This window comes from Rhizobium sp. L43, from assembly GCF_002531725.1.
Taxonomy (GTDB): Bacteria; Pseudomonadota; Alphaproteobacteria; order Rhizobiales; family Rhizobiaceae; genus Rhizobium.
This window is the reverse complement of sequence record NZ_NWSQ01000014.1, coordinates 138,690-152,344: the sequence shown is the minus strand read 5'-3', so window position 1 is coordinate 152,344 and position 13,655 is coordinate 138,690. Positions and strand designations below refer to the sequence as shown.

Genomic DNA, 13,655 nt, shown 5'->3' with positions numbered 1-13,655 from the left:
AAGTTCACCTCCATTTATCATTCACTAGAGCACTAGCGCGACGCTGCATCAAGCGCGCGACGCTCGCCATCCCGTCGTCCTTCCCCGTTTCAAAGGGCGCAAAGCAGGCATTGTGGGACGATGCCTCAGCGAAGACATGTCCACGTGCCGAATATTTTGGCGATCAATTTCCCATTTTCACGTCGCAACTGCCCATGGACAGTTTTTTGCTCGTCGGAAAAGCCAATAAGGTCGAAGAAAACGCTTTCCTTTCGTTCGATATTGCCAAGGAAGAAAACGTCCTTTCGGACGACCGGCCCCTTGCGGGGAAACCAGTTTTCCAAGGCGCGATCAGCCAATGCCTGATACTCGGCAAAGTAAAACAGTCCGGCGCCGTTGAACTCCTGCGAGGCGCTAGGATCAAACTTAAAGGTTCTGAGCGCTGTGTCGGCGAGGACGGGAAACCCGAAATGCGTGCCGAACCGCCCATTCCGGATATCTGCAGCATTCTGGGCGAGAAGGCTGGGCTGGAACCGTTGTCCCTGCGGCTCGCGCAACGTCACACGTGCGATCGAGTGGTTGTCGCCTTTGATCGTTCTGTGAACGAAGGTCGAGATCAGTTCGACCGCGCCGACCATTCGTCCGTGCACAGATAACTCGTGTCGGGTCGAAGTCCGGGTTCGCGAGACTGCGGACAGCCTCGAGTGGATGGTCAAAATATCGTTTGCCCGCACGACGTCGAAATGGACATCCGTCAGGGACGTAGCACAGATTGCGGCATAGGCCTCCTCTCCATCGGCGGTTCTGAAATCCGCATTGTCGAGCCCGAGATGACACGCGAGCATCAGCCAGTGACGATGGCCGAGTTCCTTCATCAGCCAGGTCTCCGACAGCCCATTTCCATTCAAGTGCGGCATGCCGAGAAGCACATGCGGATCAAGGGCACGTTCCATCAAGTCGCGTGCCGAAGGTCCTGAGGGCGGAAAATCGAGAAGGGCTGCGCTCATCATCAGGCGCTGACCGATCGCTTGAGAGACGATGCCTGTGCCGAAATCCGAGCTGCGAGATGCCCGACCACATGTTCGGCATCCTTGCCGACGCTGAGGAACCGGCCCGAGCCCCAGGTCCAGAGCCAGGGAAGTCCGAGCACATAGACGCCATCGACGACGGTGACGCCACGGCGATGCACGGGATAGGCGTTGCCGTCGAAGATCGGCAGGCCGACGAAGGACCAATCCGGGCTGAATCCCGTGGCCCAGATGACCGAAGTGATCCCCTCCGCCTTCAGGTCGAGCTCGGCAATCTCCGCCCCAGGCTCCCAGACGGGGACATAGGGGGATCCGGCCGGAGCATCGATGCCCTTTTCGGCGATATGCCGGTCAATCAGGGCATTGATGCCGTTATAGACACGGTCGGCACCGTCGAGATTGGCCTTCAGGTTCGGCTCGAACAGCATCCGGCCGGCGGCGACGCCGGACATGCGGCCATAGAGCGCCATGCCCTCCAGTGCGAACTTGCGCAGATCGATATCGCGTCCGCCGTCGCGTCCGGTCAGGTAATGGTTGGTGTCGTGCTTCTTCTTCGTCATGCCATCATGTTCGACGGTGATGTCGTATTGGCCGATATCGGAAAGCCAGTCGACCACATCGCGGCCGCGATAGAACCGGGCGCAACGCGGTGCATTGCCGGTGACGAGATGCACCTTGCGGCCGGCAAGATGCAGATCCTCTGCAATCTGGCAGCCGGACTGGCCGGAGCCGACCACGATGACGCCGCCTTCCGGCAGTTGGTCGGCATTGCGATAGGCGGCGGTGTGGATCTGCATGATGTGCTCGGGCAGGCGCTCGGCCGCACGCGGAGTGGCTGGATCTGCATAGAGGCTGGTGGCGATCACCACGGCATCAGCAGTCACCGCCCCAGCCGAGGTCTCGAGCCGGAAGAGGCCGCCATGCTTTTCGAGCGACGTCACGCCGGTTTGCTCGAAGACCGGCGCCTCGACCTTCTTCACGAAGCGATCGACATAGGCGAGTATCTCGTCCTTGACCATAAAACCGTGCGGATCCGCACCGTCATAGGGATGGCCGGGAAGCTGGCATTGCCAGTTCGGCGTCACCAGGCAGAAGGCGTCCCAGCGTTCGTTCTTCCATTTATGCGCAGCGGTCTTCTTCTCGAAAACCACGTGATCAATGCCGTGCCTCTTCAGATAGTGGGAGGCCGAGAGCCCGGCCTGGCCACCGCCGATGACAACCGCACTGTAGTGGTTCTTGAGGGATGGTGTGGTCATGATGGGTCCTTTCAAAGGATGAAGGTTTTGCAGTGGACGCGGGCATCTGCGTCATGCAGGAAGGCGACAGCGACGCTTTCAATTCGGGCGAGTTGGTCGTTTGCGGATGAACACGCAAAACCAAACTTCGCCTCCACGCGATCGCTGGCGATGGTAAGCGCCCTGCGGCTGCGATCGACGAAATCGGCGACCGAATAGCTTTCACCCTCGGTGAAAAACTCACGGATGATCAGGGAGGGGGAATAACAGGTCTCTTCCTGGCCATCCGGCCAGGTTATGACGAACCGCATTTCAGGCATGGTCGGCCTCCAACAGTGTGTGATAGCGGGCAAGGTGGGCGGTCGCAGTTTGGTGCCAACCATGGCGGGCGGCAACTTCGAGACCACGGGGGATGATCTGCTCGCGGATCGGCGCGACCAGCGCCAGCGCCATGCCCTCGGCAATGGAGACCGGATGGTGCGGATCGCACCAGATCGCATCGCCGGGACCCAGATATTCGGTGAAGGGCGCAATCGAGGATGTCACGACCGGAATGCCGCTGGCCATGGCTTCCAGAACGACGAGGCCGAAGCCTTCCTTGAGCGAGGGAAACACCAGCGCATCCGCCAGCCGGTAGAGGCTGGGCATGTCGGCATCCGCTATCTGACCGGTGATATGCACCGCCGCGGCGTCCCGGCCGAGGCAGGAGAGGCAAGAACGGAACTCTTCCTGATAGTCGCCATGGTCTAGGAGAGAGGCGCCGCCGGCAATGACAAGCTGGGCATCCGGCCGGATGGCGCGGACCTGACGAAAGGCTTCGAGAATGCCGAGAGTGTTCTTTCGCGCCTCGATGCCGCCGACACTGAGGAAGATCGGCCCGCTTCCGAGCTGCAGTCTGTCGCGCAGAGCGACCTGCTCGCCGCTCCAGGCAGGCGAGAAGCGGTTGGTGTCGACGCCATTGCCGACCACCGCCGCCTCAATGCCGCGATCCTCTTTGAGCCTGTCCCGCCAGAGGCGGCTGACGGCGAAGAAGATATCGGCGGCGTCGATCGCGCGATCCTGCAGAGCCATCAGGCGCGGATCGGCGAATTGATCGATGTGGTGGACGGTGCGGGCAAAACTCGGGATGAGGCCCTCCAGCTTGAGGGTCGCCAGCGCATTGCTGGAAATGCCGTCATGGGCGTGAAACAGGTCGAAGCCATTGGTTCCGGTTCTGCGGAAATAACCGACATATCGGCAATTCGCTGCTCGACCATTTCCGTCGTGTCCGGGGGTGCCGTTGCCACGGCAATGCAGGCCGTGCCGCAGGAGGGTTGGCGAAAGAAGCCCGTCCCCTTGGCATCAGGCGCATGCAGGACCACCTCATGACCAAGCGAGGTCAGCGCTTCCGAAAGCTGCATGGCATGAACCACGCCGCCACGCGGATTGGTGGAATGGGTCAGCATGGCAATGCGTAGGGTTCGGTGCGACGGGAGGCTCATGCGGCGACATCCTGCCGACCGAGCTGCAGCAGGGGTGTTTCTGTATGATCGCGCACCACTGCACGGCTCTCGCCATCGACCAGTGCGACCTCGGCACCAGCCACGACTGCGCCGATGACCGCAGCGTTGATGCCGCGCGCGGTGAAGCGGGTGACGACATCGGCCGCATGTTCCGGCGAGACCGAGAGCAGATAGCCGAAGCTCGGAAAGGTGACGAGCCAGCGATCGAGGGCGACACCGGCGGGCAGGGGAATAGCGGTGACGTCGATATCGATGCCGACATGCGAACATTCGGCCAGCATGATGGCGGTGCCGATGATGCCGCCTTGGCTGATATCCTTCGCAGACAGCGCCAGCCCGGCTTCGGCGATCTCGGGTAGCAGCTCGAGGTCGCCGCGCAGGCGCGCCGGTGCGGCATCGGTGGCGGCCTCCCAGTTGTTGAAGGGCTCGCGGTAGCGGCCGCGATGGTCGATCGCCGCAACCAGCACATCGCCCGGCCTTGCATCGAAGCTCGTCAGCAGCGTCTTGGCGCGACCGAGAATGGCGACCGACAATTGGCCGCGCTCGGTGCGGATATTGGTGTGGCCGCCGACGATCGGCACGCCAAAGGCGCTGGATGCCGCCCGCATGCCGTCCAGAACGGGTGCCGCGCCAGCCTCGCCATCGGCCCAGACGGCATCGACCACGGCGATCGGCCGGCCGCCCATGGCAACGACGTCGGAGATATTGACCATGACACCGCACCAGCCGGCGAACCAGGGGTCGGCGGCGACGAACTCGTTCATAAACCCTTCGATGGCAAAAAGCAGATAACCGTCGCCATCGGGCAGCGCGGCGCAATCGTCACCGACGGCAATCTGCTGACCCTGCAGGCCGAGCCTTGCGGCGATCGTGCCGATATCCTGCTTGGCGGCGATGCCGCTGCTGGCCGAGAGTTTTGCCGCCAGCGCCTTGATGTCGATCGCGACCATCCTCACGCCGCCTTTCTGGAAAGGGCGGTGAAGCCTGCCTCGGGTGTGACGCAAGGCGGATAATAGGCAAGGTCGGCCTTCATCCTGAGATGCGGTTTGCCATAGACCTCGAATTCCTCGATCACATCCCAGTGCAACCTGCGGAACAGCAGACCGTTCTGAACCTGCACATTGGCGAGGAACGTGTGGCATCCGATTGCATTGGCGGAGGACACGGCGAGCTTGATCAGGGTCGCCCCCAGGGCGCCGATCTTGCGGAAATCCGGATGGACCGCCAGTCGTGAGCCCCACCAGAGACCGGGTTCGGCCTGATGGATGCGCACCGTTCCGACCAGCTGGTCGGCGGCAATGCCGAGCTTGGAGAGGGCGACGATCGGGATGGCGTGATCGTCGATCTGGTCGCGGTCATCGCCCTCGAAGATCCGCTGTTCCTCGCAGAAGACGGCACGGCGCAGCGCATGCGCTTGGCTGCGCTCCCAGGCGGAGGTCGCGAATTTCACCTGGAATTCGCTCGAGCGATAGGGAGCAAAGGCTTCGAGCATCATTTGGTGAGCATCCTTTCATAGGTGGAAAGGGCGGAGCAGGCGCCGCATTTGCCGCAGCCGGCCTTGATGTCGACGGCCTTCAAGCCGCTGGCGACCAGCATCCTGGACAAGGGTCCGAGGATCGAGTGCATGAAGTCGGGCCTCGGCGCCGGGTGGCTTTCCAGCGGCGTGCCGGAGATCGGTACGAACGGCACGACGAAGGGATAGACGCCGAGCGCAACCAGCTTTTCGCAGATGTCCAGAATGGCTTCACGGCTGTCGCCGAGCCCCGCTAGAATATAGGTCGAGACCTGGCCGCGCCCGAAGACCTCCACTGCGGCCTCGAACGAGGCCATGTATTTGGCGATCGAGACCTGCGCCTTGCCCGGCATGATGCGGGCACGCACCTCCGGCGTCACGGCTTCCAGATGCATGCCCAGTGCATCGACGCCAGCCTGCTTCATGCGGGTGAACCATATATCGTCTTCCGGCGGCTCGCATTGTGCCTGGATGGGAATGTTGACGGCCGCCTTGATGGCGCGGGCGCTGTCGGCGAGGATCGCAGCACCGCGGTCGTCGCCCTTCGGCGTGCCGGTGGTCATCACCATGTGTTTGACGCCGTCCAGTTCGACAGCGGCCCTGGCGACTTCCGCGAGCTGCTCCGGCGTCTTGTGGGCGATGGTGCGGCCGGATGCCAGCGATTGGCCGATGGCGCAGAACTGACAGGTCTTGGTGCGGCTCTGATAGCGGATGCAGGTCTGCAGCACGGTGGTAGCGAGCACGTCCTTGCCGTGGAGAACGGCGATCTGCGAATAGGGAATGCCGTCGGCGGTCGAGCGCTCGTAGAAGCGTGGGCGCAGGGGAAAGGAGACCTCGCCCAGCACCGTACCGTCCCGGCTGATACGGCTGCGGCCCATATCATCCGGCTTTTCCACCAGATAGGGGCTCTCGAACGCAGGTGCGGTATGAACCGGCACCATCACCGTCATGCCGTCAATGGTCAGTGCCTTATGGTCGGAAGGTCCGGCACCACCGCGGCGGCTTTCATGTCCGGCCTTGGGGTCAACGAGCCGAGCTCCGTAGGACTGCAATTCGTTGATCAGAATCTCGGTCGGCAGACGTGTCGTATTCTCCATCGGAAAGGATCCTTGCTTCGGCTGTGGGGAGGGATGGCTGGGTGGTGGTGACCATCGGCGCAGTGGCGCGGCCATTCATGACAAGATGCAGCAGCTCGGGCCGGGCATAATGGCCGACCGAATCCATCATCCGCTTGCGTTTCACGATCAGGCTCATGTCGAGATCGGCGATCAGGATGCCTTCGCCTTCTGTCAGCGGCGGCACGACGTGTTTGCCTTCGGGTGAGATGATCGCGGTCATGCAGCCGCCGCGCAGGGCCTTCTGCAGGCCGGCGTCGGACGTGATGGAGGCGATCTGCCCGTCGGTCAGCCAGCCGGTGGCATTGACCACGAAGCAACCGCTTTCCAGCGCGTGGTGGCGGATGGTGACCTCCATCTGGTCGGCAAAAATCGGCCCGACCATCGAGCCCGGAAACTGGGCGATGTGGATGTCCTCGTGCTGTGCCATCAGGGCGTAGCGGGCCAGAGGGTTATAGTGCTCCCAGCAGGCCAGCGCCCCAAGGCGTCCGACGGCGCTGTCGACCACCTTCAGGCCGGAAGCGTCGCCCTGGCCCCAGATCATCCGCTCGTGAAATGTCGGGGTGATCTTGCGACGCTTGAGGAGGAGCGTGCCATCGGCATCAAACAGCAGCTGGGCATTATAGAGCGATCCGTGGTCACGCTCGTTGACGCCAAGCGCCACGACGATGCCATGCTCGCGGGCGGCTGCCGAGACGGCATCGGTGGCAGCGCTCGGTACCGTGACGGCTTCCTCGTAAAGTCGCACATGCTCCTTGCCGGAGAGAACAGGCGGCAGCACGAAAGAAAAATAGGGGTACCAGGGGACGAAGGTTTCGGGAAAGACGATCAGCTCGGCGCCTTTGGCTGCCGCTTCACGAATTGCATCCAGCACGCGGGCCAGTGTTTTCTCGCGCGAGGTCAGATCCGGCGCGATCTGCGCGGCGGCAACCCGGACGCTCGGTTTTTTCTCCATGACGAAATCCTCGATTGACGGGTGGGGAGGCGGAGCGCCAAGGCTCCGCCCTTTATTCTTTGGGGCGCTTGCTGCTCAGAGCGTCCAGGTATCAAGGATGAAGGCGCCGTCGCGGCGATGGATCAGGATCAGGTCGAGAACGTCGAGCGGACTGATCGGCGTGATGCCGGGGATCAACGCGCCTTCGCCATGGCCGTAAAGCGCCTGAAGGGCAAAACGGCAGGCATAGACCTTGCCGCCTTCCTCCATGAACTTGACGATCTGGTTGTTGAAATTCAGATGGCCGGGAAAGGCCTCCGCGCCGAGCGTCGGAAAACCGCGCTGGACGCCGAGCGTGACGCCCGGGCCGTAGAGAAGAACCGATGTCTCGAACCCCTTCCGCTTCAGGCGTGTCGCCTGTAGCAGGTTGACGAATCCGATCGATCCTTCGAAGGCCACGGTATGGAAGGTGACGAGGGCTTTTTCGCCTTCGCCGGCCTGTACGTCTTCGAAAACCTTGTCCTCGTAATCGACAAGAAAGTCGCCTTTTTGATTGGCTGGCTTGGTCACTGCGGGCATGGATGGCTCCTTGATTGAAATCCGATCCCCATCCGGGGAGCATCCATCCAATTGCAAGCGCTATGCCAGATTGATTATGCACAAATAGCAGTCAAATGTATCCAATAATGCATTCAATTGTGCGATCAATTTCCAGAATGAAAATTCCGGAGCTGATTTTCTGTGCGACAGAATGCAAAAATCGAATGCACGAAAGCCCAAATCAGATGCATCCAATTAGGCGTCAATCATTAGGAGGAGCCATGATATTTGAGCTTCACGAGCCTCTGTCACCTGTTGACGCGGGGCTTTGGGAAGGGCTGCCTGGACTCCGGCCGCTTTCTGGTGTCGGCCGCAATGGCATGGATGCGGCTCGTATCCAAAGGAAGGTCCGCGTCAAGATGACGTATCGCATCAATCGGAAAGATCTAGTATTGAATGCAATCAATTAATGCGGTTGGATGTATATGTAGGACCGTTCGCAGGGCCGCCAACGGCGTGAGCCGCCAATTCCGTCAACGGCGGAGGAAGGAGGCGAAAGAGGATGCTCAGATTCCGTTCGCCGATCACGGCCGTGTCGCTCTTCCCAGGAAACAGGAGAAAACTATGAGTAATAAACCGACGATCATTCTGGTGCATGGCTTTTGGGGTGGAGCCGCACATTGGGGCAAGGTCATACTCGAACTGGCACTGAGGGGCTGTCAGTCCGTTCGCGCCGTCGAACTGCCGTTGACTTCGCTCGTTGAGGACGCTGAGCGGACACGCAAGATGGTGGCACAGCAGAAAGGGCCGGTCCTGCTAGTGGGTCATTCCTACGGCGGCGCGGTCATCACCGAAGCGGGAGATCAACCGAATGTCGCGGGGCTTGTTTATATCGCCGCATTCGCTCCCGACGCAGGCGGAAGTACAGGCGGAATCACCCAACAGCATCCTCCTGCGGCAATGGCCAATATCGAGTCGGACAGCGACAGCTACCTATGGCTCAAGGCCGACAAATTTCACGAAAGCTTCTGCCAGGATATATCCCCGGAAGATGCTTTCGTTTTGGCGGCGACCCAAAAAGCGCCGCTCGCCGGCACCTTTGGAGACGTCATCACCGCGCCAGCCTGGCGGAAGAAGCCGTCCTGGTATCAAATAGCAAGTGAAGACAGAATGATTGCTCCTGAAAATCAAAGGGCAATGTCGGCTCGTCTCAATGCTCGGAAAGTCGCGACCTTGGAGGCAAGCCATGCTTTGCCGCAATCAAAGCCCCTGGAGGTCGCGACCCTTATCGATGAGGCGGCCGTAGACATCTCAAAGTAGGAACTAGGCGCTTGTGGCGGGGGTGTGAGAATAAGCGCACGCCTGCTTTCACGCCTTGCATACTCCGGCTTCGAGCACATGTGCGCCACAACGAAATGGTTCGGATGTCTGGCTATCCGGCATTGATCGACAAGGTTCACCTTGAAAGCTACAGGATAGACCCGATCGATAGCAGCACGTTGAGCGGACACTGATGAACGACACAGTTCTCCTTTTTCACGGCATTGCCCGGACGAAAAAAAGCATGGAGAAGCTCGCCGGCTTCCTGTCCGGCCACGGTTATCGGGTTGTGAATGTCGGTTACCCCTCCACTAGGTTGTCGATCAGCGACCTCGTCGACGTCATTCGACCGGAGATCGACGACGCCGTGAAGAAAGCAGGCGATGGTCGGGTCCACTTTGTCGGTTATTCGATGGGTGGACTGATCATCCGGGCGTTTCTCAAGAACGATCGACCACCCAACCTCGGCAGGGTGGTCATGGTCGGAACGCCGAATAACGGCAGTCAGGTTGCCGATTTCCTCAAGGGCTGGCCCTTATACAGGAGGTTCTATGGACCGGCGGGACAGCAACTGACGACCGATCAAACGGCCATGACCGAACTGTTCGGCGCGGTCGATTACCAACTCGGCATCATCGCCGGCAATCGGACCATCGACCCGGTCTCCTCCCTCATCATCGGCCTCAGCGTGCCGAATGATGGAAAGGTGTCGGTGGAGAGCACCCGTCTCGACGGCGCGGCGGCGCATATCGTCATTCCCGCCAACCACACTTTCTTACCCGTCAGCAGGACGATGTGGAAAGAGACCCTGTCGTTTTTGAAAGATGGGCGGTTTACGGAATGACCAGGGCTTGTTTAACTCTTGAAATCAGAACGCGGGAGCCGTCAGCGGTGAAATGCCCGTAGTCGAATTGGACCGGGTCTCCGGCCTTTGTCCACACCACGCAGTCCGGGTTGCACATCGTCTTATAGGTGGAGATGTAAGTTGCCCCGCTTCCGGCCAAGGCGTCTTGAATGTCCAGGCCGATGTGTTGCCGAGGCACCAGATGATCGGCGGCTTTAAATGGTTGCTTCTCGTAGAGGCTGTGTGCGAGCAGCCGCGGCAAGGAAGATTTATATTCGGCCACTGGTCCGAAGACGACGATCTTTTTGGCAAACGGTGACAGGTAATCAACGGTCTTTCTGATGAGTTTCACGTCATCTTTTGTCCAGCGCCCGGCCAGGACAAGAACATCGACCTTATGGCTCGGCAAGAACTCCTTGAACATGTAGTTCATGAGTTCGATGCAGCGTTCTTCGCCTTCGGCGTCGAGAGTGGGGCGACATCCAGATGCGTTCGCTTGAATGACATTGGCCCCCGAAAGCGCCTTTAGCCCGGGATATAGATGAGCGGCGTGACTATCACCGACCAGCGCTATGTTTTGCTGATTCTGTGAGAGAGCCAAGCAGGCATCACGATCGTATTTTTCGATACCGTCGTTTGAGGTGAGGAAGCATTGTCCGCTGCGAAAGGCTTTCGAAGGGTCGTAGTCAGCAAATTCCGCCACGCGCTCAACGACCGTGTTGTCCTCTTTCATTTGATCGGCAGCGAGTTGCCCGACAAATGCCAGCATGGCTACGGATGCGATTGAAGCAGCCCCGGCGGCGACGGACACGGCAGGTCGGTATCTCATCGTTCGGAACGGCGTTTCGACAAACCGCCACGAAACATACGCGACGATGAAACTCAAAGCGACCGGCACCAACTGCCAGCCATGCTCCCACGCCCCATACTGCTTCGAAAATACCCAAATCGGCCAATGCCACAGATAGAGGGAGTAGGAGATCAAGCCTATGGAAGTGGCAACCCTCAATGAGAGAAGCTTGCTGACCACGGTGCTTGGACCCGTCCAGATGATCAGCGCCGTGCCTGCCGTCGCGGGCAACGCCGTCAATCCGGGAAACTCGGACGTCTTTGATAACAGCAGTGCGCTGAGGCAGATCAGCAAAGCACCGATTGCCGAAAGCACATCGTTGACCCGCGTATCAGCGAATCTCGTCAATGCCGGTCCTGCGATAAGAGAGCCTACGAGCAGTTCCCATGCGCGATATTGCACAAGATAGAAGGCTGCGGAGCGGTTGATTGGAACGGTGATAATGGACGCAATGATGCTGACCGCAAAAAGCCCCGCTATGGCCATCCCGGTTGCCCTGCGCCCATATCGGCTTGCTAACATGACGATCAGGGGAAAAAAGACGTAGAACTGCTCTTCGACCGACAACGACCAGGTGTGCAGGACTGGATTGAATTCCGCGGAATCATCGAAATATCCAGTTGTAAAATAGAAGTAGGCATTTGAAGCAAAAAGCGCGGAGGACGTCACGGACTTAAAGACCCGCAAGCTTTCGTCAGGCAGCATCGTAAAATAGGAAGCCGCCATCACAAAAGCATACATGACCACGACAGCGGGAAGAATTCGTTTTGCTCGGCGACTATAAAAGTTGCCGATCGAGAATCGGCCATCTCGCACGTCGGCAAGAATGATTTTGGTAATCAGGTATCCCGATATCACGAAAAAAATGTCCACCCCGATAAATCCGCCGGGGAGAATGCGATCAAATCCACAGTGATAAAGAATCACAAAAATTACGGCTACGGCACGCAGGCCGTCGATATCTTGACGATGCGTAATCATTTTTGGCCTCGATTTGGCCTCCCGGAACTTCGTACCGTGAGACCGTTCAAGATGCAACCAGCATCAAGGTAATATGAAAATCACTCGCCTTAGACGGGCTTTCGGCCATAGCGAGAGACGACCTCTGGGGTCAGCGCAGCGGCCGCAAGGTCATCGGGGTTTTCGGGGTATTGCCTATTTTACCATTCGTCCGATGAAGCCGGCGACAAGGAGAGCGATATCAATCCGCTTCTCATTTCGACAGGGATTCAACTAAAGGGCACATTCTACAGCTGCCTTTCAACGGTTCCACAACTCAGGCCATAGAGCCTGACGGGCGATTTAACATTGACTGCTGAAACGCAGCGCGGCATTGCCAAGACGGCTTGCAGGCCAAATTGGGCGAAGGTGTGACCGGCACTGTGCCGACAAGCGCTCCCAGGTCGGAGCGCACGGATGGACAGACGTTCCGGCCGATGGGGCCGAACCCGATAAAACGCAAGCGCAGGCATGATTTGCGCGATACGGATTGCGGGGATGTCTGGGGTCTATTGACATCGATTTCCCAGCGGTCGTTCAGGTCAAGATAATTTTCCGATATTCAAACATCCGCCACACGACCCCTCATTATGACGAGCTGCAACCGTATCGAATGGAGATCCGATGACCGCCATCTTGCGAAAGAAAATTCACGGTGCATCCACCCGGGGGCAGGTCATCGACGGCGCCGAGGACATCGGCCTGGCCTATCAGGTGTTTTCCGATACGGTGATCGAAGATGTGATCGTCAAGAATTCTCCCCGCGGCTTCAAATTTCACAACGGCAGGAATCTCGTCATAAGGCGCTGCGAGACCGAGAATGTACGCGGTGACGGCATTTACCTGACGATGACCTCGGACGTGTTGCTGGAGAACAACCGCGTCGGCGCGGCGCCCGGCCAGGGAGCGGATTGTTGCCAATTCGCCTATGAAAACGACGACCGCAATGTGAGTTCCAATGTGGTGGTCCGGGGCAATCTTTTTCTTCAGTCGCCGACCAGCACATCCAACAAGGGGGCGCTGGTTTGCGGCAGAACGCGACAATACCGCGTTGAATATAATTTCATCGGCGGAAAAAACTTCTCCTTTTCATCGATCGGGGACGATGCCGTCGTGCGCAGCAACGTCATGCGCGACGGGAGGATGAACGATTATTCCTTCGGCTACGGAGTTGGCGATCAAGTCGACCATGCCGGCCACCATGTTTATGACAACAGGATCGAGAACAGCAATCGCGGCGTGAGTTTGAGCGGTTACTCGGACCAAAACCGGGCATTTCGCAAAGACATGAATATCCACGATAACGTGATCAGCGAATGTGAGATCGGCTTTTTCGCCAATCGGCCATGGTCCGGAAGCTTTCGACGCAACATATTCCTGCGGTGCAAGCAGGACATCGTTCTGAAGGGAAACGGCAAGGCGACGGCGGGGGAAGTCGACGGCAACTATCTCAACGACGGCAGCTTTCTGAACGTCACGCCGCCGCCGCTTCGCGTCAAACCCGATGGAAAGGTTTCCGTTTCCTCCGGCGAATGGACTTCCGAGCCCGACGAAATCCGCATCCAGTGGCGTGACAAGGGGATCGACATTCCAGGCGCCAACCGGCCCTCCATTGCGATCGAACCCGGCATGGAATTGTCATGCGTCTTGCTGGCCCGCAAGGAGCAGAATTGGATGCTGGCGATCGCCGAGACGGCCTATGACGATTTCACGCCGCGCGCATGGCAAGAAAGCATGCTGCCTTGGCAGAAACGCTATCTCTCGACTTGACGCCGCACTGAGACCAGCGAGCCGCC

The 13,655-nt window shown here is 59.2% G+C and carries 12 protein-coding genes and 1 pseudogene; 3 read left to right on the top strand and 10 right to left on the bottom strand.

Annotated features, from left to right (window positions below; genetic code table 11):
* Positions 1 to 125: 125 nt before the first annotated feature.
* From CO667_RS19725 to CO667_RS19685, 9 genes and pseudogenes are all read right to left on the bottom strand, one after another.
* Positions 126 to 986, bottom strand: coding sequence for a Pnap_2097 family protein (locus CO667_RS19725; protein WP_097620009.1), 861 nt, complete (start codon positions 984 to 986; stop codon positions 126 to 128).
* A gap of 2 nt (positions 987 to 988) precedes the next feature.
* Entirely contained in the window at positions 989 to 2,263 is a 1,275-nt protein-coding gene (locus CO667_RS19720; RefSeq protein WP_097619958.1) for an MSMEG_0569 family flavin-dependent oxidoreductase, read from the bottom strand.
* An 11-nt stretch (positions 2,264 to 2,274) separates the two neighbouring features.
* Entirely contained in the window at positions 2,275 to 2,562 is a 288-nt protein-coding gene (locus tag CO667_RS19715; protein WP_097619957.1) for an MSMEG_0570 family nitrogen starvation response protein, read from the bottom strand.
* Positions 2,555 to 3,723: pseudogene (locus CO667_RS19710) on the bottom strand (MSMEG_0565 family glycosyltransferase). Before CO667_RS19710 ends, CO667_RS19715 begins: the two are co-directional and overlap by 8 nt.
* Positions 3,720 to 4,694, bottom strand: a complete 975-nt coding sequence (locus CO667_RS19705; protein WP_097619956.1) for a sll0787 family AIR synthase-like protein — start codon at positions 4,692 to 4,694, stop codon at positions 3,720 to 3,722. Before CO667_RS19705 ends, CO667_RS19710 begins: the two are co-directional and overlap by 4 nt.
* A 2-nt stretch (positions 4,695 to 4,696) precedes the next feature.
* Positions 4,697 to 5,239, bottom strand: coding sequence for an MSMEG_0567/Sll0786 family nitrogen starvation N-acetyltransferase (locus tag CO667_RS19700; protein WP_097619955.1), 543 nt, complete (start codon positions 5,237 to 5,239; stop codon positions 4,697 to 4,699).
* Positions 5,236 to 6,354, bottom strand: coding sequence for an MSMEG_0568 family radical SAM protein (locus CO667_RS19695; RefSeq protein WP_097619954.1), 1,119 nt, complete (start codon positions 6,352 to 6,354; stop codon positions 5,236 to 5,238). Before CO667_RS19695 ends, CO667_RS19700 begins: the two co-directional genes overlap by 4 nt.
* On the bottom strand, positions 6,281 to 7,327 hold the full coding sequence (locus tag CO667_RS19690; protein WP_097620008.1) for a Nit6803 family nitrilase: 1,047 nt from the start codon (positions 7,325 to 7,327) through the stop codon (positions 6,281 to 6,283). The genes CO667_RS19695 and CO667_RS19690 overlap by 74 nt, the downstream gene beginning before the upstream one ends.
* 75 nt (positions 7,328 to 7,402) lie before the next feature.
* Positions 7,403 to 7,885: an MSMEG_0572/Sll0783 family nitrogen starvation response protein gene (locus tag CO667_RS19685; RefSeq protein WP_018244765.1), complete on the bottom strand. Its 483-nt coding sequence runs from the start codon at positions 7,883 to 7,885 to the stop codon at positions 7,403 to 7,405.
* Between the two features lie 585 nt (positions 7,886 to 8,470).
* Between CO667_RS19685 and CO667_RS19675 the strand changes: the two genes are divergently transcribed.
* Positions 8,471 to 9,166, top strand: coding sequence for an alpha/beta hydrolase (locus CO667_RS19675; RefSeq protein WP_097619952.1), 696 nt, complete (start codon positions 8,471 to 8,473; stop codon positions 9,164 to 9,166).
* A gap of 193 nt (positions 9,167 to 9,359) precedes the next feature.
* The gene (locus CO667_RS19670) at positions 9,360 to 10,010 is read left to right on the top strand and encodes an alpha/beta fold hydrolase (protein ID WP_097619951.1); all 651 of its coding nucleotides are present in this window, start codon (positions 9,360 to 9,362) and stop codon (positions 10,008 to 10,010) included.
* On the opposite strand, the gene CO667_RS19665 is transcribed toward CO667_RS19670, so the two are convergent.
* A complete protein-coding gene (locus CO667_RS19665) occupies positions 10,000 to 11,841 on the bottom strand; it encodes an acyltransferase family protein (RefSeq protein WP_097619950.1) in 1,842 nt (613 codons plus the stop codon). The genes CO667_RS19670 and CO667_RS19665 overlap by 11 nt on opposite strands.
* Before the next feature lie 642 nt (positions 11,842 to 12,483).
* Here CO667_RS19665 and CO667_RS19660 point away from each other — a divergent pair.
* Positions 12,484 to 13,629: a right-handed parallel beta-helix repeat-containing protein gene (locus CO667_RS19660; protein WP_097619949.1), complete on the top strand. Its 1,146-nt coding sequence runs from the start codon at positions 12,484 to 12,486 to the stop codon at positions 13,627 to 13,629.
* Positions 13,630 to 13,655 lie beyond the last annotated feature (26 nt).